Genomic DNA, 24711 nt, shown 5'->3' on the forward strand with positions numbered 1-24711 from the left:
CCATCCTGCTCTGCGGGAGGCGACATGGCACGCAAAGACGAGCTCGGCCGGGCTGGCGAAAGGCTCGCCGCTGAGCACCTGTCCGCGGCGGGGTACACGATCCTTGAGCGCAACTGGCGCTGCGCGATCGGCGAGATCGACATCGTCGCGCAGCAGGGCCGCACGACCGTCGTGGTCGAGGTGAAGACGAGATCGGGTGTGGGCTTCGGCCACCCGCTCGACGCCGTCACGCCGCGCAAGCTGGCGAGACTGCGTCGGCTCGCCGGTGCCTGGTGCGCGGCGCAGTCGGCAGCCCCAGACCGGGGCGCTCGAGATCTGCGCATCGATGTCATCGGGGTCGTCGCCGGGCGCGACGGTATTGCGATCGACCACCTTCAGCAGGTGTGCTGATGCCTGTTGCACGCACCCTGTCGGTAGCCCTGCGCGGCGTCGACGGCGCCCTCGTCGAGATCGAGGCCGACCTCGCCAACGGGCTGCCGGCCTTCACGATCATTGGTCTGCCCGACGCGGCCCTCGGTGAGGCGAAAGACCGGGTTCGGTCGGCCGCGGCGAATTCGGGTTGCGATCTGCCCTCGCGCAAGGTCACCGTCAATCTGTCGCCCGCGTCGGTGCCCAAGCACGGTTCGGGGTTCGACCTCGGCATCGCTGTCGCAGCGCTCGCCACGACCGGCATCGTCAGCCACGCGGCCATCGAGTCGGTAGTTCATCTGGGCGAGCTGTCGCTCGACGGCCGGCTGCGTCCCGTCGCGGGCGTACTGCCCGCCGTGCTCGCGGCTCGTCGAGGCGGTGCGCGTGCCGTCGTCGTGCCGAGTGGCAATGCCGACGAAGCGCGGCTCGTGCCGGGCATCCGCATCATCGCTGCAGCCTCGCTGCGTGACGTGCTCATCGGTCACGGGGCCGCGCTCGATTCTGTGCCCGTTGAGGCGCTCGTCGCCTCCGAGGTCGACGGGCCTCGCCCCGAGAGCGGTGATCTGGCTGACGTCGTGGGTCACCCCGAGGCAGTGGAAGCGTTGCAGGTGGCCGCAGCGGGCGGGCACCACATGCTCATGCTCGGCCCGCCGGGCGCGGGCAAGACGCTGCTCGCTTCGCGCCTGCCCGGGCTATTGCCCGACCTCGAGCCCGACGCCGCCGTCGAGGTGTCGTCGGTGCGTTCTCTCGCCGGGCTGCCGCTCGGCGCCTCGCTCGTCACTCGCCCTCCGCTCGAGGCGCCGCATCACAGCGCGACGATGGCCTCGCTCGTCGGGGGCGGCAGCGGCCTCGTGCGACCGGGCGCGATCTCGCGAGCCGCTCACGGGGTTCTCTTTCTCGACGAGGCGCCCGAATTCTCTGGCGCGGTGCTCGACGCTTTGCGCCAGCCGCTCGAGACGGGCGAGATCACGATCCACCGTGCGCGCACGGTCGCGCGGTTTCCCGCACGGTTTCAGCTCGTGCTGGCCGCCAACCCGTGCCCGTGCGGCCAGGGTGGTGGTGACGACTGCACGTGCACGCCCATGATGCGCCGGCGCTACCTCGGTCGGCTCTCCGGCCCGCTCCTCGACCGCATCGACCTGCACCTCACGGTGCGCCGCGTCAGCGTTGCGCAGATGACCGAAGGCGCAACCGGGCCAGTCACCACGGTCGAGGCGCGCGCTCGGGTCGTCGCGGCCCGCGCCCGAGCTCGAGCTCGCTGGGGGTCGGAAGGGTGGGGTCTGACCGCCCACGTGCCGGGTGCGGCCCTGCGGAGCCCCCGATGGCGGCTGCCAGCCGCCGATCGCGGCGCACTCGATCGTGCACTCGAGCGCGGCGCTCTCACCATGCGCGGCTACGACCGTGTGCTGCGCGTCGCCTGGACTTTGTGCGACCTCGATGGCGACGAACGACCCTCGGCCGACCACGTGGGTCGGGCGCTGTATTTGAGAAAGGGAATCTGAATGAGCCGCTGGGCTATCGATCAGCACCGCATCGCATCGGTGATGGCACTCGTGCGCCCACGAGGCGCCGCGGAATGGGAGCTCGACGACTCTGTGAATGCACCAGGGGGCGACCATTCACACGGGATCGAGGGTGTGGGTCACGATGAACCCGGAGTGCTCGATGAACTGTTCGCGCGAGCGATCTGGAGCGTGCTCGTCGAGCCGGGCGACTCGGTCGCCGGCATACTCATTCGCCGAGTCGGAGTCGTCACCGCCGCTCAACTCGTCCTCGACCGGGCGCCGGCAACGGTGCTGAGCGATGCGGCAGCGGGTGAGGTCACCGCTGAGGATGCCACGTCGGGGCTGAAGCGCTGGACAGAGCGGTTGCGCGCGTCGGATGTGCTGCGCAGCCTGGAGAGCGCGGGCCGGTGCGGCGCGCACATGGTCGTGCCGGGCGACGCCCACTGGCCCCACGAGGCGGTCGCCGCGCTCGGCGACAGCCAGCCCGTGCTGCTCTGGGCGAAAGGCGACCTCGAGCTGCTGAGGCGACCGGGCATCGCGATCGTCGGCGCGCGGGCGGCTACCGGCTACGGCGAGCACGTGGCCATGGAGTTCGCCGCCGGGCTGTGCGCGCGCGACGTCGTGGTCGTATCGGGCGGCGCGTATGGCATCGACGGCATGGCGCATCGTGCCGCCCTGGCGAGCGGCGGCGCGACGATCGCCGTGCTCGCTGGAGGCATCGACCGCCTCTACCCCAGTGGGCACGAAGCGTTGCTCACCCGGGTGGCCGAGCAGGGGCTGCTGCTCTCCGAAGTGCCGTGCGGAACCCCTCCCACGAAGTGGAGGTTCTTGCAGCGCAACAGGCTCATCGCCGCGCTCGCGGCCGCGACCGTCGTTGTCGAAGCGGGCCGACGCTCCGGCGCGCTCAACACGGCAAGACTCGCCCTGGGAATGGGGAGACCGGTCGGCATCGTGCCGGGCCCGATCACGAGCGCAGCGAGCGCCGGCTGTCACGCGAGCCTGCGCGCAGAGCCCGTCACCTGCGTCACGAGTGCCGCGGAGGTCATGCAACTCGCGTTCGAGGCCGACGGCGTGCTCGACATCCCGATGGCTCTCGAGTTCGATGAGAGCGGAGTCGAGAGCAGCGTTGCCGACACCCGACCGACGGATCCGTTCGTGATCAGAGTCGTCGACGCCCTCCGACCGCGTCGAGGGCAGACCGTCGACGAACTAGCTCGAGCGGTGGGCGAGGGCACTGAACGCATCCGATCGGTGCTGGGCCGTCTCGACCTCGACGGTCAGGCGGCTCGCGGCGCCGACGGTCGCTGGCGCCGGATCGCGGGTGCCGTGGGCAGCACGAACGCGGCAGCAGCATCCTGACGGCTGTTCAGGGCGCCCGGTACCCTGAACGCATGACGCAGATGGGGCAGTATCCACCGGCCGGCCACGTGCTCGTGCACATCTCTGACACCCACCTGCTCGGGCAGGGGCGCTCGTTGTACGGCAAGGTACCCGTCGACGAACGGCTCGCCGCCGCGCTCGCGCGCCTCGAAGCCGGCCCCGTGAAGCCCGATGCTCTCGTCTTCACGGGCGACCTCGCCGACCTCGGAGAACCCGACGCGTATGTGCGGTTGCGCGCCATCGTTGAGCCGGTCGCCGCGCGCCTCGGTGCTGAGTTGATCTGGGTCATGGGCAACCACGACGAAAGGGCGCCCTACGCCTCGCTGCTGTTCGACGAGCCGGAGACCGATGCCACGCAAGACCGCGTCTACGACATTCGCGGCCTGCGGGTCATCTCGCTCGACACGACGGTGCCGGGCTACCACCACGGAGAGCTCACCGCAGCGCAGCTCGAGTGGCTCGCGGGGGTGCTTGCCGAGCCCGCACCGCACGGCACGATCATCGCAGTGCACCACCCTCCGGTGCCGACGCCACTTGAGGTCATGGCGGTGCTCGAGCTGCTCGATCAGCCGGCGCTCGCCGAGGTGCTACAGGGCACTGATGTGCGCATGATCCTGGGCGGCCACCTGCACTACTCGACGCACAGCATGTTCGCCGGCATCCCCGTATCGGTCGCGGCGGCCACGTGCTACACGCTCGACCTCGGTGCCGATGCCGCCCGACTGTTGAGCGGCGTCGACGGCGGGCAGTCGTTCGACTTCGTGCACGTCTACGACGATCGCGTCGTGACGTCGACCATTCCGCTCGAGGGCTTTGCCGAGGTCACCGGCTTCTCCTCCGACTACCGCCCCATGATCGAGGCGATGCCGGCGGATGCCCGCCTCGAGCAGCTCTCGAGCAAGACCTCGCACCTCAACCTCAATGAGGCTGCGGCGAGCGACGTCTAGGTGGACTCTGCAGGAGCATCCGCGCGCCAGGTGCGCGGTCGATCCGAAGCCTCGGAGTGCCCGCGGTACGCCTCGACGACCCGCGTCAGATAGCGCGTGATGACCGACTGCTCGTCCTCGTCGAAGTCGGTGATCGCCCGGTCGACCTCGGTGACCATCGGGATGATGCGGCTCATGGCGCGGCCGACCGATGCGGGCTCGGGCACGACGAGCGTGCCACGTCGATCGTCCGGGTTCGGGGTGCGATGCACGTGACCAAGGTTCTCGAGGCGGTCGATGACGGTCGTGACGGCCCCCGACGAGAGCCCGAGTCGCTGGGCCAAACCCGTCGGCGTCAGTGAACCGGCCACGATGAGGTGCTGCATAGCGGTCAGATCTGTGGCGTTGACGTTGAGCTCAGAACCGAGTCCGCGCTCGAAGTCGGAGGTCACGTCGAGAAATTCGCGTAGCAGCAGCGTGGCGGGGTGGGTATCCCCGAAGCTGGGAGTCTGCTGATCCGATTGGCTCACGGGGCCAGAGTACCGCTAGTTTCTTCGAAGGTCATGTATCTCGATCATCAAGATAGATACTCACAGCAGCTCTTCTGAGTTCTGACCTTTCGAACTGCACCCTCCCGTCCCTCAGTACCTAGGAGACTCATGATCGCGCTCACGCGCTTCATCACCGCCGCGAAGACCTCGTGGATCGTGCTTGTTGTCGGCATCGCGGCGACCGTCGCACTCTTCGTCGCGGCGGGGTATCAGACCGCCGATGCCGCGCCGCCGGTCGGTCTTCCCGAGTCTGCCGAGTCGGTGCAGGCCGCTGAGCTGCTCGAGCAGTTCGCCGATGACGAGTCGACGAGCGGCCTGCTCGTCTTCGGACGCGAGAGCGGTGATCTGAGCGACGACGACCTCGCCGCGATCACCGAGCGCACGGCAGAACTCGCCGACCTCTCGCTCGACGGATTCGTGCCGCCTCCCACGGTCTCCGACGACGGGACGACTGCCCTCGTGGTCGTGCCGCTCGAGATCGAAGAGCGCGTCTCGGTGCAGGCCGAGCGAGCCGACGAGATTCGCACGATCGCCGCCGACGGTTTGCCCGACGGCATCATTGTCTGGTTCACGGGTGCCGAAGGCTTCGCGGTCGACATCGCGGCCGTGTTCGAGGGTGCCAACTTCGTGCTGCTGAGCATCACGGCCCTCGTCGTAGCCCTGCTACTCATCATCACCTACCGCAGTCCGGTGCTCTGGATCGTGCCGCTCGCCGTCGTCGGCGTCGCCGACTTCATCGCCGGCATCGCCGCGCGCCTCGTCGCTGAGTCGCTCGACATCACGCTCGACGGCTCGGTCACGGGAATCCTGTCGGTGCTCGTCTTCGGTGCGGGCACGAACTATGCCCTGCTGCTCATCGCTCGCTACCGCGACGAGCTGCGGCTGCACCTCGATCGGCGCGAAGCGATGGCCATCGCCCTGCGCGGCGCCGGCCCCGCGATCATCGCGAGCGGCTCGACCGTGGCGCTCGCACTCGCGACGCTGCTGTTCGGCGAGCTGTCGGGCAACCGGTCGCTCGGCCTTGCCGGTGCCGTCGGCATCGTCGTCGCCATGGCCTACGCCCTGCTCGTGCTGCCGGCGGCTCTCGTCGTCTTTGGTCGCTGGATCTTCTGGCCCATCGTGCCGAAGTACGGCTCACCCGATGCGATTTCGCGCAGCCCGTGGGGCAAGCTCGGGCGCGCGGTGAGCAAGAAGCCCGTGCTCGTCGCGATCGTCGGCTTCGTCGTGCTCGGGGCGATGGCGACCGGTCTCACGACCCTGAACGTCGGTCTTTCGCAGAACGATCGCTTCATCGTGAAACCCGAGGCAGTGCTCGGTCAGGAGCGCCTCGCCGAGGCCTTCTCGGCCGGAAGCTCGGCACCCGCGACCGTGGTCGTGCCGGCACGCGACGTCGACGAGGTGCTCGACGGGCTGCTCGTCGTCGACGGCGTCGACGACGCCGTGCCCGGCCCCGCGAACGATGACATCGCGCAGATCAACGTCGTGCTCGATGCCGACCCCGAGAGTGAGCGCGCCTTCGAGATCGTGGCCGAGCTGCGCCTCGCGCTCGATGATCTCGGCGACGGCACCGGTCTCGTCGGCGGCATCGACGCCGAAGGCCTCGATCTGCGCGACGCTCAGCAGCGCGACCAGAGCCTCGTGATCCCGTTGATCCTCGTGCTGGTGTTCGTCGTGCTCGTGGTGCTGCTGCGAGCGCTGCTCGCGCCGGTGCTGCTGCTCATCGCCGTCGTGGCGAGCTACTTCAGCGCTGTGGGCATCGGATCGATCATCTTCGCGACGGTCTTCGGATTCCCCGGCGTCGACACCACAGTGCTGCTCTTTAGCTTCTTGTTCCTCGTCGCGCTCGGAGTCGACTACTCGATCTTCCTCGTCACGCGCGCGAAAGAGGAGGTGCCGCTCTTGGGCACCTCAGAGGGCATGATCCGGGCGCTGGCCGCGACGGGTGGCGTGATCACGAGCGCGGGCATTCTGCTCGCGGCGGTGTTCGCGGTGCTCGGTGTTTTGCCGCTCATCGCTCTGACCCAGATCGGGGTGATCGTCTGCATCGGTGTGCTCATCGACACCCTGCTCGTGCGCACCGTGATCGTGCCGGCGATGACCTTCATCGCGAAAGATCGCTTCTGGTGGCCCCGCCGCCCCGAGCTCACCGACGCCGACGCGGCCGCTCGCGGCGCGAACGGCCAAGCCGAGCGCATGCCCGACGAGGTGACCGAGCGGATGCCCGAGCCGGCTCCGGCTGCCTAACGAGCTCGACTTCTAGGGAAGTCACCCGCGACCCGTCGGCGCGCATCCCGCGCCGACGGGTCGTGTGTGTGCCGTGCGCCTGCGGAGCGCGGTCTGCAACACGTGGGTATCGTGCGGTCGGCCTGTCACTACGACCTCACGAGCGCGCGGCCTGTCAACTCGGCATTCTCCAGCGCTAAGGCTCATGCTGGGTGCATGCACGAGCGGGCATCGGCGATGCGGGAGGCGGTGACGCTGCACTTGCGCGCGCTCGAGCTCGAGCGCGGCGCGAGCGCGCACACGCTGCGCGCCTACGCGGGCGACCTCGACACGGTCGTCGACTTTGCCGAGGCCCGTGGTGCTGCCGACGACCCCGACGCGTGGGATCTCGAGCTGCTGCGCGACTGGGTCTGGCAGCAGAACGAGCAGGGGCTTGCCGCCTCGACGCTCGCGCGTCGCACGTCTAGTGTGCGCGGATTCACGGCGTGGCTGGCCCGCACGGGCCGCACGCCGGCCGACATCGGCGTGCGCCTGCGGGCTCCGCGCGGCGAGCGGCGCCTGCCGCGCGTGCTCACCCGCTCGCAGATCGACGAGGTGCTCGACGACCTCGACGCGCGCGCCGTGAGCGATGCCCCGAGCGCCCTTCGTGACCGCGTGGCGATCGAGCTGCTCTACGCGAGCGCCCTGCGCGTGAGCGAGCTGGTGGGTCTCGACGTCAACGACGTCGACGACCAGCGGCGCGTCGTGCGCGTGCTGGGCAAAGGATCGAAAGAGCGCATCGTGCCATTCGGCCTGCCGGCGCAACGGGCGGTGCGCGCCTATCTGGAGCGCGGTCGACCCGCACTGGTCGCGGCCGAGTCGGCCTCGGCACTGCTGCTGGGCCCTCGCGGTCGTCGCCTCTCGACGCGCGCGGTGTACGGTCTCGTCGCCGGGCTGCTCGCCGAGCTGCCGGGCACCGGGCCTTCTGGCCCGCACACGCTGCGGCACACGGCCGCGACCCACTTGCTCGACGGCGGTGCCGATCTGCGGGCGGTGCAAGAGATTCTGGGGCACGCGAGCCTCGGTACGACCCAGATCTACACGCACGTGAGCGCCGAGCGCCTCGCCTCGGTGTATCGCACAGCTCACCCCCGCGCCTGAGCCGCCCGCGTGCGCACGCCACGCTCACGACCGACGCCCGCGCGGGTTCGCGTCAGAACACCTCAACATGCGGTGGCGGGCCGCGGTACGCACCGCCTGCAGAGACGCCCATGGGCAGGAGCACGGCGCGCTGCAGCCCCCCGAGCCACAGGAGCGGCGAGACGTATTCGCCCGCGATGCGCACGCCCAGATGCACGCACGGGTGGGCGCAGTGGCCCGGCAGCAGCACGCCGATGACCTCACCGGCCTGCACGACATCGCCCGCCGCGACGAGCGGCTCGACCGGCTCGACGGTCGCGAGCAGCTGCCCGTGCCGCACCGTGATGACGGGTCGATCGACGACGACCCCGGCGAAGTGCACGACGCCGCTCGTCACGGCGCGAACCTCGACCCCCGCGCCACTCGCCGCGAGGTCGACCCCGCGGTGCCCGACGCCGTAGGGGGTCGGCGGCGCGAGAAAGGGGCGCACGACGTGACGCTGACCCTCGACCGGCCAGACCCAGCCCGCCGCCGCGGTGGTCGCCGACGGGAGCGGTGCGGCGCTGCCTCCGCCACCGAGCACAAGCAGGGCGACCAGGGCGACTCGAGAGGGCAGCAGCATCGCTCCAGCATCGACGAGGGCGCAGCATCCCGATCGCGAATGCGTCAGACGGGGGAGACGCAGCCCGCGCGACCGCGCAGTGAAGGAGCGGTGATATGCTGGCCGACGCAGTCGTGCGCGTCACGGCTGACTTCGCGTGTCCACATTCGTGGCGCATATCCCCGTCAGTCCCGCATGTCTCCCGAGCAATCGGCAGTCGAGCGGGTCGGGGCCAGCGCCGGGCACCAGGGCCCCTCCCGTCGGGCGGGGCGACAACTGAGAACAAAGGAGTACGGCCATGGCCGTCGTCACTATTCGCCAGCTGCTCGACAGCGGCGTGCACTTCGGGCACCAGACCCGCCGGTGGAACCCGAAAGTCAAGCGCTTCATCCTCACCGAGCGCAGCGGCATTCACATCATCGACCTGCAGCAGTCGCTCGCCTACATCGACAAGGCCTACGACTTCGCCAAAGAGACGGTCGCCCACGGCGGCACCATTCTCTTCGTCGGCACCAAGAAGCAGGCGCAAGAGTCGATCGCCGAGCAGGCCACGCGCGTCGGCCAGCCCTACGTCAACCAGCGCTGGCTCGGTGGTCTGCTGACCAACTTCCAGACGGTGTCGAAGCGACTGCAGCGCATGAAAGAACTCGAAGAGATCGACTTCGACGACACGACGCAGGGCTTCACCAAGAAAGAGCTGCTGATCAAGAAGCGCGAGCTGACGAAGCTGCACAAGTCGCTCGGCGGAATCCGCAACCTCACGAAGACCCCGAGCGCCATGTGGGTCGTCGACCCCAAGCGCGAGCACCTCGCCATCGACGAGGCCCGCAAGCTCGGCATTCCCGTCATCGGAATCCTCGACACGAACGCCGACCCCGACGAGCTCGCGTACCCGATTCCGGGCAACGACGACGCGATCCGCTCGGTCGCGCTGTTGACGCGCATCATCGCGGATGCTGCTGCCGAGGGTCTTATCCAGAAGCACCAGAAGCCCGAAGCAGAGGGCAACGTCTCTGCCGTCGAGCCCCTCGCCGAGTGGGAGCGCGAGCTGCTCGAGCAGGGTCAGGCCGAGGCCGAGGCAAAGACCGAGTCGGCGGAGACGCCGGCCGGTCAGACCGAGGGTGTGGGCGCGACGGTCGAAGAGAACGACGCTGACGCCGAGGTCGCCGCAACCGAGCCGACCACCGACGCCGAGCCCGAGCACGCTCCGGAGTCGAAGGCCGCCGTCGAGGAGAAGATCGAGGCCGAGGCGAGCGCTGACGAGAAGGCGCCCGCCGCGAAGAAAGCTCCCGCCAAGAAGGCTGCCCCCAAGAAGGACGCCGCTGACGCTGGCGACGAGCCTGCGAAGGCTCCCGCGGCCAAGAAGCCGGCGGCGAAGAAGCCCGCCGCCACGAAGACCGCCGCCGAGGCTGACGCCCCGGCTGCCGAGACCGAGTAAGGAACCCCTCTATGGCGAACGTCAGCCTGGAAGACATCAAGACCCTGCGCGACCGTCTCGGTACGGGCATGGTCGACACCAAGAACGCGCTTGTCGAGGCGGAGGGTGACCTCGAGAAGGCCACCGAGATTCTGCGACTCAAGGGTGCGAAGGGCAACGCGAAGCGTGCCGACCGCTCAACGAGCGAGGGCCTCATCGCCGCGCACGAGGGCAGCGACGCCGCAACGATGATCGAGCTCGCCTGCGAGACCGACTTCGTGGCCAAGGGCGACAAGTTCGTCGCCCTCGGCGAGCGCGTGCTGGCCGCTGTCGTGGCTTCCGGCGCGGCGACGGTCGAGGCCGCTCTGGCCGCGCCGCTCGACGGGTCGACGGTCGCCGAGGCGATCGACGCCGAAGCCGCGATCATCGGCGAGAAGTTCGAGCTGCGCCGCGTGGCGCGCATCGACGGCTCGCAGTTCGCCGTCTACCTGCACCGCACGAACAAAGACCTGCCTCCGCAGGTCGGTGTGGTCGTGGCCTACGAGGGTTCTGACGCTGAGACGGCGCGCAGCATCGCGCAGCACATCTCGTTCGCCGACCCGCAGTTCTTGACGCGCGACGAGGTTCCGGCCGAGACGGTCGAGAACGAACGTCGCATCGTCGAAGAGATCTCGCGCAACGAGGGCAAGCCCGAGGCTGCCCTGCCGAAGATCGTCGAAGGTCGTGTGGGCGCGTTCTTCAAGCAGGTCGCCCTGCTCGAGCAGGACTACGCACGTGACAACAAGCTCACGGTCGCGAACGTGCTCAAAGATGCCGGCCTCACCGTGACGGGCTTCGCCCGCTTCAAGGTCGGCGCCTAGCCGCATCATCACGAGAGCCCCGGGTCTGCATCAGGCCCGGGGCTTTCGTCGTCGAGGCGGCCGCCACGCAATACGCTGGAGTCGCCGTACGAGAGAAGGAGCACGTTGTGGTCGAGAAGAAGCGTCGGGTACTGCTCAAGCTCTCGGGTGAAGCCTTCGGGGGTGGTTCGCTCGGCGTCAACCCCGACATCGTCAGCGAGATCGCTCGCGAGATCGCCGAGGCCGCGAAAGACGTCGAGGTCGCGATCGTCGTCGGCGGCGGCAACTTCTTCCGCGGCGCCGAGCTCAGCCAGCGCGGCATGGACCGCGGCCGCGCCGACTACATGGGCATGCTCGGCACCGTGATGAATGCACTCGCGCTGCAAGACTTCCTCGAACAGGCCGGCGCAGGTGTACGGGTGCAATCGGCCATCCAGATGACGCAGGTCGCCGAACCGTACATTCCGCTGCGCGCCGAGCGGCACCTCGAGAAGGGCCGCGTCGTCATCTTCGGCGCCGGCGCAGGGCTGCCCTACTTCTCGACCGATACCGTTGCAGCGCAGCGTGCGCTTGAGATCGGGGCCCTCGAGGTGCTCGTCGCGAAGAACGGCGTCGACGGCGTCTACAGCGATGACCCTCGGCACAACCCCGACGCCCGAAAGCTCGACACGATCACGTATCAAGAAGCCCTGGTCAAGGGGCTCAAGGTGGTCGATTCCACCGCGTTCTCGCTGTGCATGGATAACAGCATGCCGATGGTCGTGTTCGGCATGGAGCCGAGCGGCAACATCGCCAAGGCCATCCGCGGCGAGCACATCGGCACACGCGTCTCGAACTGACCGGTGCGGCGGGCTGAGACGGCGCACCGGTTGAGACGCGCCTTGTGATCGCCGCACTGCTCATCGGCGCTGCCGCGATCGCGCACGCGACGTGGAACATCGCGATGAAGCGCGCTGGCACGAGCGGCACCCCCTTCATCGCCGCAACGCTGATGATCGGCGTCGTAGCCTTCGCGCCATTCGGCATCGCCTCGCTCGTGGCGGCACCGCCCGCGGCACCCGCATGGCTTGCGCTCATCATCGGCAGCGCCGCTCTGCAGCTCGCCTACTTCTTGCTGCTGCAGCGCGGCTACCGTCTGGCCGATGTCGGGGTCGTCTACCCCGTCGCGCGCGGAGTCGGGCCCGTGTTGAGCGTCATCGCCGCGATCGTGCTGCTCGCCGAGCGGCCCGGCCCCGTGGCGCTCGCGGGGGCGCTGCTCGTCGTCGCAGGGGTGGTGGTCATCGGGCTCGCGGGCGCCCGGCAGCAGCGCACCGACGACTCAACCAGTGACGGCACGGCGCAGCGGGCAGCTTCCGCCCGACGCGCGCGGGGCATCCGCTACGGAGCGCTCGTCGGCGTCGTGATCGCGGCGTACACGCTCTGGGATGCCGCTGCGGTGACACTCGCCGACCTCGATCCGGTCGGGTACTACTGGGCCAGCATGGTGGTGCAGCTGCTCGTGCTCGGCGCCATCGCCCTGCGTACGCCAGCGATCGCGGCCGAGACCGTGCGGGCGCATCCCGTCGCGGCATTGCTCGTCGGAGTGCTCTCGCCACTCGCGTACATCGCCGTGCTCTACGCCTACCAGCTGGCTCCCGTCGCGATCGTGGCACCGGCACGCGAGGTGAGCGTCGTGCTCATCGCGCTGGCGGGGTGGATGCTCTTCCGAGAGCCGCACCCGGTTCGCCGCCTTCTCGGCAGCGTGGTCGTGCTCGTCGGCATCGCGCTACTGGCTCTCAGCTGACAACACTCTGCGTGCCGCGCACTATATCCAGGATGCCCACCGTCCACTACTATCTGGCTAGTTGAACGGCTGTCGCCTTAGCGGTGACTCAAGCACCCGGAGAGTCAGCATGCCACCAGCACCATCGTCTCGCCGCCGTGTTGCACTCGCGGCCGCCATGAGCCTGGTGTTTGGCGGCACTGGTGCGGTCGTTGTCGCTGCGCCTGCCTACGCCGCCACCTTCACCGTCGACAGCCTCACTGACGACGGCGCGGGCGTCACTCTGCGCGAGGCCATCGTCTCGGCCAACGGCAGCGCAGGAGTCGACACCATTGCCTTCGCGCCCGGCCTCTCGGGGGGCACCCTCGTCATCGACTCGGTTCTGCTGATCACAGAAGGTCTCGTGATCGATGGTCTGGGGTCGGCGAACCTCTCGATCGAGCGCTCGGGCGGCAACCCCACCTCCGACTTCTTCGCGTTCCAGCCCACTGCGGCTGACCAAGACCTGACGATCTCTGGCTTGACGATTTCGGGCGACCTCGTCAAGACCGGCAGCGGAGTCGTCATCAATGACAACGTCGCCACTCCGCGCAGCGTGACACTCGACGACGTCACCATCGAAGACATGGTGACGAGTGCGATCGGCGGGCCCGCCGTGATTGTGGACGGCATGACCGGTGTGCTCAACATCACCGATTCTGAGTTTGCTGACAACTCGGGCGCGGGGCCGGGCGGTGCGATCTCTGCCACGAATGTCGGCACCGCGATCTTCGTCACTGACAGTCTCTTCACCGCCAATGCGTCGACCACCGATGGGGGCGCGATCTACATCAACAGCCCCACGGCGTTCGTGAACATCTCGGGAAGCGAGTTCTTGTCGAATGTGGCGGGTTTCGGCGGCGCCGGCGGAGCAGTTTTCGTCTTGTTTGCGACCCACTTGACGGTTGGTGACGTCACTTTCCAGGAGAACACCTCGTACAACGCTGGCGGTGGGCTGGTCGTCTTCTCCGTCACCTCCCTCACGGTGACCGACACGCTGTTCTCCCGCAACACGGTGACCGCCAACGAGGGCGGTGGCCTGTACGTGGCGCAAAGCCTGCAGCCCGTCTCCCTCGACTCCGTGCAGTTCACGTTCAACGCTGCACTGGACGCAGGCGGTCTTCTGATCGACGGGGGCAACGAGGTACTGATCACCGACTCGACGTTCCGAGAGAACACGTCGAGCGGCGTCGGGGGTGCGATCCGTCAGTTCGGAACCGACGGGTCGCTGACGATCGAGCGCACCACCTTCGACGGTAATGAGACCGATGATGACGGCGGCGCCATCTATGTCGACGAGGTCGAGTCAGACGGCTCGGTCACGATCGACTCCTCCGCGTTCTTCGGTAACTTTGCCGGAGACGTCGGAGCTTCGCTGGCCATCCCCTCGATCGCCGGCGAGGTCACTGTGATCAACAGCACCCTCGACGAGCGCGAGCTCGTTGACTTCGCGGTGTATGCGGCGACCGAGAGCGGGGGTCAGCTCCGAGTGCACTATTCGACGGTCTACGGCATGATCTTCATCGACAGCAACGCAGGCACCAGTGAGGTCGTCAGCAGCATCCTCGATGGCGGGTTCGACCCCGCTCTCGTGGTCGATGCCGGCGATCCGGCCGATGTCTGGTACTCGATCATGACGTCGCCCCTGGTTCCGGCCAATGTGAACGATCTGGGTGGCAACCAGTTCTCGGTAGCCGACACGAAGCTCGGCCCACTTCAGAACAATGGTGGACCCACGCTCACCCGTCTGCCGCTCGCGGGCAGCCCGGCGATCGACAGCGGGCTTCCGGGTGGTACGCCGCCGACCTTCGATCAGCGCTTCACCGGTTTCCCGCGGGTGATCGGCGGGCGCATCGACGTCGGTGCGGTGGAGGCGACCCCGGAGCTGGCCGCAACCGGAGCCGAGTTCTCTGTGGTGATCCCATTGGTGGGGGGAGTGCTGTTGCTGCTGCTAGGTACAGCCGCCGTCGTGGCCCGTCCCGCTCGCCGACGCACGCACTGAGCTGTCACACCGCTCTGCAGCTCGACCGCGCGCTCGCGCCGCCCTCGCTCCCTGAACCTGGCCCACTAGACTCGGGGGCGACCCACCGAAGGAGCCGTAAGTGATCGCCGACGTTCTGGCTGAAGCCACCGAGAAGATGACCAAGGCCGTCGAGGTCGCGAAAGAAGACTTCGCGACCGTGCGCACGGGGCGGGCCAACCCGCAGCTGTTCCAGAAGATCCTCGTCGAGTATTACGGCACGCCGACGCCCCTCGCTCAGCTTGCGAGTCTGCAGAACCCCGAGGCCCGCACGATTCTCATCACGCCCTACGACAAGAGCGCGCTGAAAGAGATCGAGCGGGCGATCGTGAACTTTCCGAACCTCGGTGCGAGCCCCAACAACGACGGCGAGATCATTCGCGTGACGATGCCCGAGCTGACCGAAGACCGTCGCAAAGAGTACGTCAAGATCGTGAAGCAGAAGGCCGAAGACTGCAAGATCGCGATTCGCAACGTGCGACGCAAGGCCAAGGATGACCTTGACGCCCTCAAGAGCGAGGTCGGCGACGACGAGGTCGCGCGCGCCGAGAAAGAGCTCGAGGCGATCACGAAGCGCGCTACCGACGCCGCTGAAGACGCGTTCAAGAAGAAGGAAGCCGAGCTGCTCGAGGTCTAGATGGCCGAGCCAGTCGAACCCACCGCCGACGCCGTCGCTGACGACACCGTCTCAGTCGACGACGTCGACGCCGCGCCCGCACGCTCGGGCTTCTTCCGGCGCCGTCGCACCGGCACCGCCCGCGAAGAGGTCGAAGCTGCCTTCCACGACATCGAGTCGAAGGTGCACGATCTCGAGGTGAAGGCGCGCGAGATGGATGCTCGCATCGAGGCGCGCGCCGGTCGCAACCTGCCCAAAGCCATCTTCTTCGGCCTCGTGCTCGGGTTCGCCCTGCTGTTCAGCCTCATCGTGGTCAAAGAGGTCTTCATGCTGTTCGCGGCCGCACTGGTCGCATTCACCGTCTACGAGCTCGCGAGCGCGCTGCGGTTCGCCGGGCGCGACATTCCGCGCATCCCGCTCGTCGTCGCGGCGGTCGCGATGGTGCCTGCGGCCTTCTACGGCGGCGCCGCGGGCCTCTGGTGGGCCTTCGTCGCGGGCGTCGTCGTCATCAGCCTGTGGCGCACCGTCGAGACCGTACGGCCTGCCATGCGGGCCGAGGGCGTGTCGTTGCCGACCGACCTCGCCGCGGGCGTGTTCGTGCTCGCCTACGTGCCGCTGCTCGCCGGCTTCGCGGTCGTCATGAGCGCCCAGCCGGGCGGCGAGTGGTGGGTGCTGGCCTACCTCATCATCGTCATCGCGATCGACACGGGTGCCTATGCCGCCGGGGTGCTCTTCGGCAAGCACCCGATGGCGCCGAAGATCAGCCCCAAGAAGACCTGGGAGGGCTTCGCGGGCTCGGTCGTCGCGGCGACGGTCGCCGGAGTGCTGCTCGCGATCTTCATGATCGGCACGACCTGGTGGGTGGGGCTCATCCTCGCCGTGGCGCTTGTCGGGGCAGCCACCCTCGGCGACCTCACCGAGTCGCTCATCAAGCGCGACCTGGGCATCAAAGACATCTCGACCTGGTTGCCGGGCCACGGCGGGTTTCTCGACCGGCTCGACTCGATGCTGCCCTCGACCGTCGTGGCATACCTGATCTTCAGCATCGTCGCGGGCTGAGTTTGCTCACCGCGAGGCTGAGCAAGGATTGGCGTCGCGATGCGCCGCCCTGGGGCAGAATAGGGCGGTGACGTCGACCTTTCCTCTCGCCCGCAAAGGGTCTCCCGGCTATGACACTGCCGAGGTCGATGCGTTCCTCGAGCGCGCGCGTGCCTCGTATTCGCTGCCGCCCGGCCACGACGACGTCGTCAGCAGCGGTGAGATCAGACGCACGGCGTTTCGGGTCGTGCGCTCGAAAGGCTATTCGGCCCGGCACGTGGATGCTGCGCTCGAGCGCCTCGACGAGGCCTTCGCCGCGCGAGAACGCGAGCACGCGATCGCGCAGCAGGGCTCGGAGGCCTACTACGCCGGAATCCGCGCGACGGCTCAAGAGATCATCGACCGTCTCGCGCGCGGCGAGGGCAAGCGCTTCAGGCGCGTGAGCCCGTTCACGCGCGGCTACCACCCGAAAGACGTCGACGCCTTCGCGAGCCGCATCTCGGCGTACTTCGAGCAGAGCAGGTCGCTGCCGGTCGAGACCGTGCGCACGATCGCCTTTCGATCGAAGTTTCGCGGCTACCACGAGGCGCAGGTCGATCTGTTGCTCGACACCGTCGTCGACCTGATGCTGGCCGTTCGCTGAGCCCCGCCACGGGCTCGGGTAGACTTCTCGGACTGTGGAACGGTGGCAAACGGCGACGACGCGCTCCACTGCAGTAAGCGACGATTCGATCGTCGCTGGCGCGGGGGGCGCTGTTCGGCGACCCGTCGCGACTGAGCGGCACGTGCGTGCGCCGTGGTCGTTGCCCGTCTTCGCCTCGCTCGCGAGTCTGGCGCTCGTCATGGCGACCATCATCGACCCGACCTCGTCGACGGCGACGACGGCGATCACGACGGCGCCTGCACCCGACCACGAGCCGCAGGTCATCATCGCCACCGACGACTACGTCAGCAGCGTCGAACGCGTGACCTGGAAGACCTCGCAAGTCGTCACCTACGGTGTCGCTCCCGCCGTCGGCACGCCCGATCCCGGTACCGCGCAGGCCATTGCCGCACAGATGGTCGCCGCTCGCGGCTGGAGCACGTCTGAGTACAACTGCCTCTACGCCCTCTGGGCGAAAGAGTCGGGGTGGAACGTCTACGCGCACAACAAGAGCTCTGGCGCCTACGGCATTCCGCAGTCGTTGCCCGGCAGCAAGATGGCGAGCGCCGGCGCAGACTGGGCGACGAACCCCGCGACGCAGATCACCTGGGGCCTCAACTACATCAGCGGCCGGTACGGCACGCCCTGTGGCGCGTGGGCGCACAGCCAGCGCGTCGGCTGGTACTAGGCGAGAGCATCCATGCCTCGCAGCAATCGGCCGCGTTCGCGGCGCACGCCTGACCGCGCACACGCCGCAGACGATGCACTCGACCTCGAACGGCTACGCACGGGTCTGAAGCGCACCGAGATCAAGCGAGCCGGAGCCTTCTCGGTGCAGTCGGTCTCAGCCGCCGCCTCGGTGAAGGTCTACAGCTGCCCCGGGTGCCGCGCGGAGGTGCCGATCGGCCAGGCCCACATCGTCGCCTGGCGCGCCGACGGCCCCATGAGCGACGACGCCGAGCTCTCCGCCCGGCGGCACTGGCACAGCTACTGCTGGAGGATGGAACCGTGACCGAGCTCGTGCGAGCCGCGACCCTACTGCCCGCGGTGCGCCGCGAGATCGAGCTGCGTACCGCTGACGGGCTCACCCTGGTCGGCGAGCTCGCGTTGCCCGAGTCGCACGACCCCGTCGCGACGCTCGTCTGCCTGCACCCCCTGCCGACGGCGGGCGGGTTCATGGACTCGCACATTCTGCGTAAGGCAGCCGCACGACTTCCGGCGATGGCCGACATCGCCGTGCTGCGCTTCAACTTCCGCGGGGTGAGCTCGCCGCGCGGCACGAGCGAGGGCGAGTTCGGCCACGGCGACGACGAGCGATTCGACCTCGATGCGGCCATGGCGTTCGTCGCCGATCACAAGCTGCCCGACCCCTGGCTGCTCGGCTGGTCGTTCGGCACCGAGGTCGCGCTCAAGCACGGGCTCGAGCATCCGGTCGTCGGCGCCCTGCTGCTCTCGCCGCCGCTGCACCGCACCGAGCAGAGCGAGCTGGCGCAGTGGGCAGGCAGTGGCAAGCGGCTGGTGGCGGTCATTCCTGAGCTCGACGACTACCTGCGCCCGGCCGAGGCTGCCGAGCGGTTCTCCGTTGTGCCGGAGTGCGAGCTCGTGGCTGTCGAGGGCGGCAAGCACTTGTGGGTGGGTGAGAACCAGACCTATCGCGTGCTGACCGAGATCGTCGAGCGGCTCAATCCGGCGGTGCTGCCGTTGCCGACCGAGTGGCCATAGGGGCTGCTCTCGTCGTCGTCGCCCTCGCGGGCGGCACAGTGCCCGTCTACTTCTCCTCCTGCTTCGGCACGAGAACCTGATCGATGACGATGAGGATCGAGGCCGCGACAGGAATCGCGATGAGCGCGCCGAGAATGCCCAGCAGGGTGCCGCCGATGAGCGCCGCGATGACGACGACGACGCCGGGCACCTTGACGGCGCGGTTCATGATGTTCGGGCTCAGCAGGTAGGCCTCGACCTGCATGTAGACGAGGTAGTAGACGCCCGCGACGATCACGGTGAGCATCGACTCGGGGTTCACGAGCAGCTGCGTGAGCACGATGATGATCGAGCCGGTGAGGGTTCCGACGAGCGGCACGAGCGAGAACAAGAAGGCGATGAAGGCGAACAGTGCGGGGTAGGCGGCGCCGATCGCGCTCAAGAAGATGAAGCTCAGCACTCCGTTGATGAGGGCGAGCGAGACCTGGCCGACGACGTAGCGGCCGACGGCGTGCGCCACCTGCTCGGCGATGTCGATGAACTTCTCTCGACGCGACTTCGGCACGAGACGGTAGAGGGCGCGCTTGATGTTCCCGATCGATGCCGTGAAGTACAGGGTGAGAATCAAGATGATGAGGGCGCCGAAGATGCCTGTGGCGATCGAGACGCCCACCGAGAAGACACCGCCGCCGATCTGTGCCAGATTGTCGGGGTTCGTCAGGTAGGCGAGGGCTTCTTGCGCGGCGAGCCGCACATCGATGATCTCGATCGGGATGACCGCTTGAATCTGCTCGAAGAACTGGTCGAGCGACTCGATGTTCGTGACGTACTCGGTGATCTGATTGACGAGCTTGGTTGACTGCTCGATCACGACGGGGATGATCGCGAACACGAGACCCACGAAGAGCCCGAGCACCCCGACGAGCACGGTGAGGATCGCGGCCCATCGGGGCCACTTGCGGCTCTCGAGCCAGGTGACGAGCGGGTCGAGACCGAGCGCGATGAAGATCGCCGCACCGATGTAGGTGAGAATCGTCGCGAGCGAGGCGAAGGCGCCGCCGATGAGCACGGCGATGAGCACGCCCAGGCCTCCGAAGAGCCCGAGCCTGAACGCGTTCTGAATCTTCACGATTGCCCTTCTTGCGCGTCGCGAGGAGGGATCACACCTCGCGCTTGGTCAGCGTCTCCGCCTGTGACAGTACCCCTTGCAGGCCCTCGAAATAGCCCGCCACGGCGTCGCGCTCGACGCGCAGCCGCTCGAGCCGCTCTTCGGCATCGGCCATGAGAGCAGCCGACCGCTCTTCGGCCGAGCGCCGCAGTTCGGCTGCTCGGGTCTCGGCGTTCTCGAGCACCGATCGGGCGGTCGCATCGGCCGCCGATCGGGCGGCCTGAGCCTCGTCGTTCGCACTGCGCAACAGCTGCTCGGCCTCCGCGCGCGCTGTCGCGGCCCGTTCCTGGGCCGCCGTGAGTTGCGCGGTTGCCTCGTCGAGGTAGCGCTGGGTCTGGGCGACAGCGTCTTGCTGCCGCGTGAGGTACTCGCGCTCGGCCTCGTCGCGGCGCGCGGTGAGCTCGACGTCGAGGTCGACGCGGGCCTGCTCGGCGTCGCGGGCGAGCCGTGCACGGTGCTCGTCGCGGTCATGCTGTAGCTGCGCGGCAACACGCGCTGCCTCGTCGGCGAGAGTGCGTCGCTGCGTCGCAGCGTCGCGCTCGAGGGCAGCACGTTGCTGCGCGACGGCGGTCTCGTGGGCTGCTCGAGCCTCAGCGATCTCGCGCTCGAGCTCTGCGCGCTGCGTCGCCTGCTGTGCTTCAGTGGTGCGGCGCACACCATCGAGCTCTTCGGCGAGAGCAGTACGCGTGCTCTCGACCTCGTGCTCGAGGGCGATGCGGGCGGCGTCGAGCTCGTGGGCGAGCGATGCCCGCGCAGCGGTGATCTCTTTCTCGAGGGCTTCGCGCGAACGCGTCTCGAGGTGCTCGAGCTCGGCACGGCGACGCTCTTCTTCGGCCGACCACTCTTGCTCGCGCCGAGCGAGGTCTGACTCGACGGCTTCGCGCTTCTGCTCGAGCTCGGCGGCGAGGGCTGCGCGGGCGTGACGCACGTCGTCGTCGAGCTGAGCGCGCCGTGTGGTGTCGTCGCTCTCGAACGTGACGCGCGCCTGCTCGGTCTCTCGAGCGAGCGCTCCGGCTGCCTCGCGCGCTTCGGCCACCTCGCGGTCGGTCACGACGCGCAGCTCGGCGAGCTCGCGTTCGGTCTCGGCGCGCAGCGCTGCCGCCTCGCGCTTGGCGGTTGCCCGTGCCTCGGCGGCTTCGGTGGCGACAGCGCCGCGGATGGCGGCCGCTTCGCGCGTCGCCTCATCGATGAGGGCGTCGGCCTCGGCGCGCGCCCGGGCCACGGCCTGTTCGGCATCGCGCACGGCGGAATCGGTCAGCTGGGCCGACCGCTCGGCGGCCTCGGCGACCATGCGCTCGGTGCGCTCGGCCGTCTCGGCCTGCAGACGTTGGGCTTCTGACTGCGCGGCGGCGCGCAGCTTCTCGGCGTCGATGTCGGCCTGGCTGATGAGTCGTGTCGACTGCTCTTCGGCGATGCGCAGGGTCTGCTCGAGCTTGGTGCCGAGGCCGCTGTAGGTGGGTCGTCCGACTTCGTCGAGTTCTGCCTGCAGGTCGTCGATGACTGCTTGCAGCCGTCCTACTTCTTTCGCCGCATCGGCGCGGTCGGAGTTCGCCTTGATGAGTTCTCGGCGAATCTCCTGCAGTGCGCGGTCGACCTCTTCGCGCTTGTATCCGCGCATTTCTGAGCCGAAGTCGTACTCGGTGTCTGCCACGTTCTTCTCCGGGGGTTCGAGGGGGGAATGCGTTCGAGTGTAGTCGTGCAGGAGGGCAGGCGAACCGGCTCAAGCGAGGCCGTCGTCCCCGCACATTCGACTCTCGAATGGGCTACCAGGCGAGCATCGGCTATTCTGGAATGTCGTTGTTCTGCTGGTCGACCGTCGTCTCGACGGTTATCGCCCGATGTCGAGCGCGGGGAGAGTCGGTGCACCTGCACCGTGATCACCCCCTCTACCGCCGGATGATCGTGGCCCGCGATCGCTCGATCGCGTCGAACCAGCACGAAAGGAGCTTCCCCGTGCGATTCATCGCCGCCATCGTCTTCTTCCTTGTCGCCGTCGTCGGAGTCGGACTGGGGGTCGCGCAGCGCACGATCCTCGCGCCTCCCGACCGCGTCACCTCGAGCCTCGAGCTCGACAGCCCGGCTGCTGTCACCATCATCGACGGCACCGCCCTGAACGCGTACGAGGGGCGACAGACGATCGCCATCACGGGCGGCGTCGTCGCGCCCCCGATTCCGGAACCGGAGCCGTCGGAGACCCCGGCGATCGACCCCTCGCCGGCGCAGACCGTGGCGCCCGAAGGCGACGTGGCGACCGAGACCGATGCCATTGCCGCGGCGTACGGCCGCACCGCCGATGTCGTGGCCTGGGTGGGCCCCGCCACGTACAACCTCGTGACTTTCGACGCAGAGCTGGGCGAGCTCGTCAGCGAGACCGTGGTGGGCACAGAAGCCTCGGTGCCGAGCCCGTTCGGCGGCGACCTCTGGTTTGGCGACTACCTCGGCGAGGCCGAACTGGGCGTGACCCTCAACGTGCCTGAGAACGTCTCGATGCTCATCGTCTCCGACGGCACCCTGCCGGCGCCCCAGCAGGTGTCGGTGACGTGGCCACTCGACTCGAGTACGCCCTTCTCGACTGTGCTGATTCTGGGCGGTGTCGCCGCGCTCATTATTGGGCTGCTCCTGCTGCTCTGGGCACTCCTGCACATGCGTCGCCAGCGGGGCCCTCGGCGCAAGACCCCCAAGATGCCCAAGGTTCCGAAACCGTCGCGCTACCGGTTGCCGGCGGGGCGCACCCTCATCGGCCGACCCAAGGGCCGTCGCGCGGCGTCGCGCGTGGCCCTCGTGCCCGTGCTGGTCACGGGCGCTCTCCTGCTCGGTGCCTGCACGACCGGCGGAGCCACGCTCGCCGGCCAGACCCCGGCCCCGACCGAGACTCCCGGCACGGAGACCCCAGCAGTGGCCGTGACCGAGAACCAGCTCGAGCGCATCATTACTCGTGTGGGCACCACCCTCGAGCAGGCCGACACCGACACCGACCCGGCGCTCGCCGCGACACGACTCGCGGGGCCTGCGCTGCAGCTGCGCCAGGCGAGCTACGAAATTCGCGACGATGAGGCCGAGTACGCCATCCTTCCGGTCATCCCCACCGGAGACGTGCAGATCACCCTGCCCCAGCGGCTTCCCGAAGAGGGCGACACCTGGCCGCGCCGCGTCTTCGCGATCGTGCAGGCTCCGGTCGTGGTGAATGACGAAGGCGAAGAGTCTGCCACGCCGCCGCTCGCGCTCGTGCTCGTGCAAGACGACCCGCGCAGTCAGTACAAGGTGCACTACGCAGTCACGGTCACGCTCGCTGAAGATGCCGAGCGCCCGGAGGTGGCCCCCGCCGCCTTGGGCACCCCGGTGCTGCAGAGCGACACGACCCTGCTCGCGGTCGCACCCGCCGACGTCGCGGCCGGGTACTCCGAGATTCTGCTGCTCGGTGAAGAGAGCGAGTCGTATCCGTTGTTCCAGGTCGAGGGCGACACGCTTATCGAGCAGATCGGCCTCGCGGCGAAGAACGCACGGCGATCGGCGTTGCCCGAGACTGCGGCTATCCGGTTCGACGGTGCCGTGGGTGAGGCCGAGATCGTCTCGTTCGTGACCAACGACGGCGGCGCGCTCGTGGCCGTGTATCTCACCGAGTCTGAGCGCGTCACGCCCACGCAGGCCGGTGCCGCGATCAACGCGCCCGCGCCGGTGGCAGCTCTGGCGGGGCGCACGCAGAGCACGCGCGGCATCTCGGCGACGTACGGTATTCAGGTGCTCTTCTACGTGCCTCCCGTGGGCAGCGACGCGCTCATCGTGCAGCTCGGCTACACCCAGGGGCTCATCGACGCCGCGGAGGTATCGTGACCGACCCCCGCATGACCAGCGCTTCGTTGCGAGGCGCCGTCGACCTGTCGTCGCTCGTGCGTGCGGCACAGGCCCCTGCTGCTCCGTCGGGAGGCGAACCAGCCGCCGGCGCACCAGCATCGATCGCCCGCGACGTCGATGAGGCGTCGTTCGGCGAGGTGGTCGAGCTCTCGCGCACGGTGCCCGTGATCGTCGAGTTCTACGCCGACAACATCGCTCCGGTGCTCGGGTCGGTGATCGCGGCGTACGGCGGCCGGCTCGCGCTCGCGACAGTGGACGGCAACCGCAACCCCCAACTCGCGCAGGCCTTCCAGATTCAGCAGGTTCCCGCCGTGGTTGCGCTCGTCGGCGGCCGACCGCTGCCGCTCTTCGTCGGCATTCCCGGCGACGCCGAGGTGCGCCAGGTGCTCGACCAGGTGCTCGAGCTCGCCGCGCAGAACGGCGTCACCGGAATGGTGCCGACCGAGGGTGCCGAGCCGGCCGACGAGCCCGATGAGCCGCCGTTGCCGCCGCTGCACCAGCAGGCCTTCGACGCGATCAGCGCGGGCGACTACGACGAGGCCGCGAGCGCGTATCGCACGGCGATCGCCCAAAACCCGCGCGATCAGCTCGCCGTCGCCGGCCTTGCGCAGGTCTCGCTGCTGCAGCGGCTCGAGGGCCTCGATGCGGCCGCGGTGAGGTCGGCGGGGGCCGCCGCGCTCGATGATGTGGATGCTCAGCTCGCCGTCGCCGACCTTGACCTCAGCGGAGGGCACGTCGACGACGCCTTCGCGCGCCTGCTGCGCGTCTTCCCGACGGCAGATGCCGACGGCAAGGCACTCGTGCGCACCCGCTTGCTCGAGTTCTTCGAGATCGTCGGTGCCGACGACGAGCGCACCATTGTCGCTCGCCGCGCACTCACCGCACTGCTGTTCTGACGCGCGG

General features: G+C 68.5%; 23 protein-coding genes. 19 read left to right on the plus strand and 4 right to left on the minus strand.

Features of this window, described 5'->3' with window-relative positions:
- Positions 1-24 precede the first annotated feature (24 nt).
- From KL788_RS13170 to KL788_RS13185, 4 genes are read left to right on the plus strand one after another with little or no spacing between them, the layout of a single operon-like run.
- The gene (locus KL788_RS13170; RefSeq protein WP_293172610.1) at positions 25-390 is read left to right on the plus strand and encodes a YraN family protein; all 366 of its coding nucleotides are present in this window, start codon (positions 25-27) and stop codon (positions 388-390) included.
- Positions 390-1910, plus strand: coding sequence for a YifB family Mg chelatase-like AAA ATPase (locus tag KL788_RS13175; RefSeq protein ID WP_293172613.1), 1521 nt, complete (start codon positions 390-392; stop codon positions 1908-1910). Before KL788_RS13170 ends, KL788_RS13175 begins: the two co-directional genes overlap by 1 nt.
- Complete coding sequence (gene dprA / locus KL788_RS13180) at positions 1911-3272, plus strand: DNA-processing protein DprA (protein ID WP_293172616.1); 1362 nt, start codon at positions 1911-1913, stop codon at positions 3270-3272.
- Between the two features lie 32 nt (positions 3273-3304).
- Positions 3305-4240: a metallophosphoesterase gene (locus KL788_RS13185; RefSeq protein ID WP_293172619.1), complete on the plus strand. Its 936-nt coding sequence runs from the start codon at positions 3305-3307 to the stop codon at positions 4238-4240.
- On the opposite strand, the gene KL788_RS13190 is transcribed toward KL788_RS13185, so the two are convergent.
- Complete coding sequence (locus KL788_RS13190; protein ID WP_293172622.1) at positions 4237-4749, minus strand: MarR family winged helix-turn-helix transcriptional regulator; 513 nt, start codon at positions 4747-4749, stop codon at positions 4237-4239. The two genes, KL788_RS13185 and KL788_RS13190, sit on opposite strands and share 4 nt — an antisense overlap.
- Before the next feature lie 129 nt (positions 4750-4878).
- Here KL788_RS13190 and KL788_RS13195 point away from each other — a divergent pair, with 129 nt between their 5' ends.
- Both KL788_RS13195 and KL788_RS13200 read left to right on the plus strand, forming a co-directional pair.
- On the plus strand, positions 4879-7014 hold the full coding sequence (locus KL788_RS13195) for an MMPL family transporter (RefSeq protein ID WP_293172625.1): 2136 nt from the start codon (positions 4879-4881) through the stop codon (positions 7012-7014).
- Between the two features lie 195 nt (positions 7015-7209).
- The gene (locus tag KL788_RS13200) at positions 7210-8133 is read left to right on the plus strand and encodes a tyrosine recombinase (RefSeq protein WP_293172628.1); all 924 of its coding nucleotides are present in this window, start codon (positions 7210-7212) and stop codon (positions 8131-8133) included.
- Positions 8134-8185: 52 nt separating this feature from the next.
- Here KL788_RS13200 and KL788_RS13205 read toward each other — a convergent pair whose 3' ends face one another.
- Positions 8186-8734 carry a murein hydrolase activator EnvC family protein gene (locus KL788_RS13205; RefSeq protein WP_293172631.1) on the minus strand — a complete coding sequence of 183 codons (549 nt, stop codon included), beginning with the start codon at positions 8732-8734 and terminating at the stop codon, positions 8186-8188.
- Positions 8735-9011: 277 nt separating this feature from the next.
- Here KL788_RS13205 and rpsB point away from each other — a divergent pair, with 277 nt between their 5' ends.
- The 11 genes from rpsB (at position 9012) to KL788_RS13260 (ending at position 18809) form a co-directional block, all read left to right on the plus strand.
- Positions 9012-10151, plus strand: a complete 1140-nt coding sequence (gene rpsB, locus KL788_RS13210) for a 30S ribosomal protein S2 (protein ID WP_293172634.1) — start codon at positions 9012-9014, stop codon at positions 10149-10151.
- 11 nt (positions 10152-10162) lie between these two features.
- Entirely contained in the window at positions 10163-10990 is an 828-nt protein-coding gene (gene tsf, locus KL788_RS13215) for a translation elongation factor Ts (RefSeq protein WP_293172637.1), read from the plus strand.
- A 107-nt stretch (positions 10991-11097) separates the two neighbouring features.
- Complete coding sequence (pyrH, locus tag KL788_RS13220; protein WP_293172640.1) at positions 11098-11808, plus strand: UMP kinase; 711 nt, start codon at positions 11098-11100, stop codon at positions 11806-11808.
- Positions 11809-11852: 44 nt separating this feature from the next.
- On the plus strand, positions 11853-12752 hold the full coding sequence (locus tag KL788_RS13225) for an EamA family transporter (protein WP_293172643.1): 900 nt from the start codon (positions 11853-11855) through the stop codon (positions 12750-12752).
- Between the two features lie 157 nt (positions 12753-12909).
- Positions 12910-14772, plus strand: coding sequence for a choice-of-anchor Q domain-containing protein (locus KL788_RS13230; RefSeq protein WP_293172645.1), 1863 nt, complete (start codon positions 12910-12912; stop codon positions 14770-14772).
- 100 nt (positions 14773-14872) lie between these two features.
- Positions 14873-15427, plus strand: a complete 555-nt coding sequence (frr, locus tag KL788_RS13235; RefSeq protein ID WP_293172648.1) for a ribosome recycling factor — start codon at positions 14873-14875, stop codon at positions 15425-15427.
- Positions 15428-16465: a phosphatidate cytidylyltransferase gene (locus tag KL788_RS13240; RefSeq protein ID WP_293172651.1), complete on the plus strand. Its 1038-nt coding sequence runs from the start codon at positions 15428-15430 to the stop codon at positions 16463-16465.
- A 67-nt stretch (positions 16466-16532) separates the two neighbouring features.
- Positions 16533-17087: a DivIVA domain-containing protein gene (locus tag KL788_RS13245; RefSeq protein WP_293172654.1), complete on the plus strand. Its 555-nt coding sequence runs from the start codon at positions 16533-16535 to the stop codon at positions 17085-17087.
- Positions 17088-17121: 34 nt separating this feature from the next.
- Entirely contained in the window at positions 17122-17775 is a 654-nt protein-coding gene (locus KL788_RS13250) for a transglycosylase SLT domain-containing protein (protein WP_293172657.1), read from the plus strand.
- Between the two features lie 12 nt (positions 17776-17787).
- On the plus strand, positions 17788-18099 hold the full coding sequence (locus KL788_RS13255) for a hypothetical protein (protein ID WP_293172660.1): 312 nt from the start codon (positions 17788-17790) through the stop codon (positions 18097-18099).
- On the plus strand, positions 18096-18809 hold the full coding sequence (locus KL788_RS13260; RefSeq protein ID WP_293172663.1) for an alpha/beta hydrolase: 714 nt from the start codon (positions 18096-18098) through the stop codon (positions 18807-18809). The genes KL788_RS13255 and KL788_RS13260 overlap by 4 nt, the downstream gene beginning before the upstream one ends.
- A 46-nt stretch (positions 18810-18855) precedes the next feature.
- Here the strand turns inward: KL788_RS13260 and KL788_RS13265 are convergent, their stop codons facing one another.
- Together KL788_RS13265 and KL788_RS13270 are read right to left on the minus strand one after the other, a co-directional pair.
- Positions 18856-19917 (minus strand): AI-2E family transporter, encoded by a 1062-nt coding sequence (locus KL788_RS13265; RefSeq protein WP_293172666.1) that lies wholly within the window; start codon positions 19915-19917, stop codon positions 18856-18858.
- A gap of 31 nt (positions 19918-19948) precedes the next feature.
- On the minus strand, positions 19949-21607 hold the full coding sequence (locus tag KL788_RS13270) for a hypothetical protein (protein ID WP_293172669.1): 1659 nt from the start codon (positions 21605-21607) through the stop codon (positions 19949-19951).
- A 140-nt stretch (positions 21608-21747) separates the two neighbouring features.
- Here KL788_RS13270 and KL788_RS13275 point away from each other — a divergent pair, with 140 nt between their 5' ends.
- Together KL788_RS13275 and KL788_RS13280 are read left to right on the plus strand one after the other, a co-directional pair.
- Positions 21748-23787: a hypothetical protein gene (locus tag KL788_RS13275; protein ID WP_293172672.1), complete on the plus strand. Its 2040-nt coding sequence runs from the start codon at positions 21748-21750 to the stop codon at positions 23785-23787.
- 11 nt (positions 23788-23798) lie between these two features.
- Entirely contained in the window at positions 23799-24704 is a 906-nt protein-coding gene (locus tag KL788_RS13280; RefSeq protein WP_293172675.1) for a tetratricopeptide repeat protein, read from the plus strand.
- The last annotated feature ends 7 nt before the right edge of the window (positions 24705-24711 follow it).

The organism is Microcella sp., from assembly GCF_019739195.1.
In the GTDB taxonomy this organism is placed as follows: domain Bacteria; phylum Actinomycetota; class Actinomycetes; order Actinomycetales; family Microbacteriaceae; genus Microcella.

Excerpts from the sequence above, each read along its gene's own strand:
- KL788_RS13170 (WP_293172610.1), top strand. The coding sequence starts at position 25 with ATGGCACGCAAAGACGAGCTCGGCCGGGCTGGCGAAAGGCTCGCCGCT.
- KL788_RS13175 (WP_293172613.1), top strand. The coding sequence starts at position 390 with ATGCCTGTTGCACGCACCCTGTCGGTAGCCCTGCGCGGCGTCGACGGC.
- dprA (WP_293172616.1), top strand. The coding sequence starts at position 1,911 with ATGAGCCGCTGGGCTATCGATCAGCACCGCATCGCATCGGTGATGGCA.
- KL788_RS13185 (WP_293172619.1), top strand. The coding sequence starts at position 3,305 with ATGACGCAGATGGGGCAGTATCCACCGGCCGGCCACGTGCTCGTGCAC.
- KL788_RS13195 (WP_293172625.1), top strand. The coding sequence starts at position 4,879 with ATGATCGCGCTCACGCGCTTCATCACCGCCGCGAAGACCTCGTGGATC.
- KL788_RS13200 (WP_293172628.1), top strand. The coding sequence starts at position 7,210 with ATGCACGAGCGGGCATCGGCGATGCGGGAGGCGGTGACGCTGCACTTG.
- KL788_RS13205 (WP_293172631.1), bottom strand. The coding sequence starts at position 8,734 with ATGCTGCTGCCCTCTCGAGTCGCCCTGGTCGCCCTGCTTGTGCTCGGT.
- rpsB (WP_293172634.1), top strand. The coding sequence starts at position 9,012 with ATGGCCGTCGTCACTATTCGCCAGCTGCTCGACAGCGGCGTGCACTTC.
- tsf (WP_293172637.1), top strand. The coding sequence starts at position 10,163 with ATGGCGAACGTCAGCCTGGAAGACATCAAGACCCTGCGCGACCGTCTC.
- KL788_RS13230 (WP_293172645.1), top strand. The coding sequence starts at position 12,910 with ATGAGCCTGGTGTTTGGCGGCACTGGTGCGGTCGTTGTCGCTGCGCCT.
- KL788_RS13240 (WP_293172651.1), top strand. The coding sequence starts at position 15,428 with ATGGCCGAGCCAGTCGAACCCACCGCCGACGCCGTCGCTGACGACACC.
- KL788_RS13255 (WP_293172660.1), top strand. The coding sequence starts at position 17,788 with ATGCCTCGCAGCAATCGGCCGCGTTCGCGGCGCACGCCTGACCGCGCA.
- KL788_RS13275 (WP_293172672.1), top strand. The coding sequence starts at position 21,748 with ATGTCGTTGTTCTGCTGGTCGACCGTCGTCTCGACGGTTATCGCCCGA.
- KL788_RS13280 (WP_293172675.1), top strand. The coding sequence starts at position 23,799 with ATGACCAGCGCTTCGTTGCGAGGCGCCGTCGACCTGTCGTCGCTCGTG.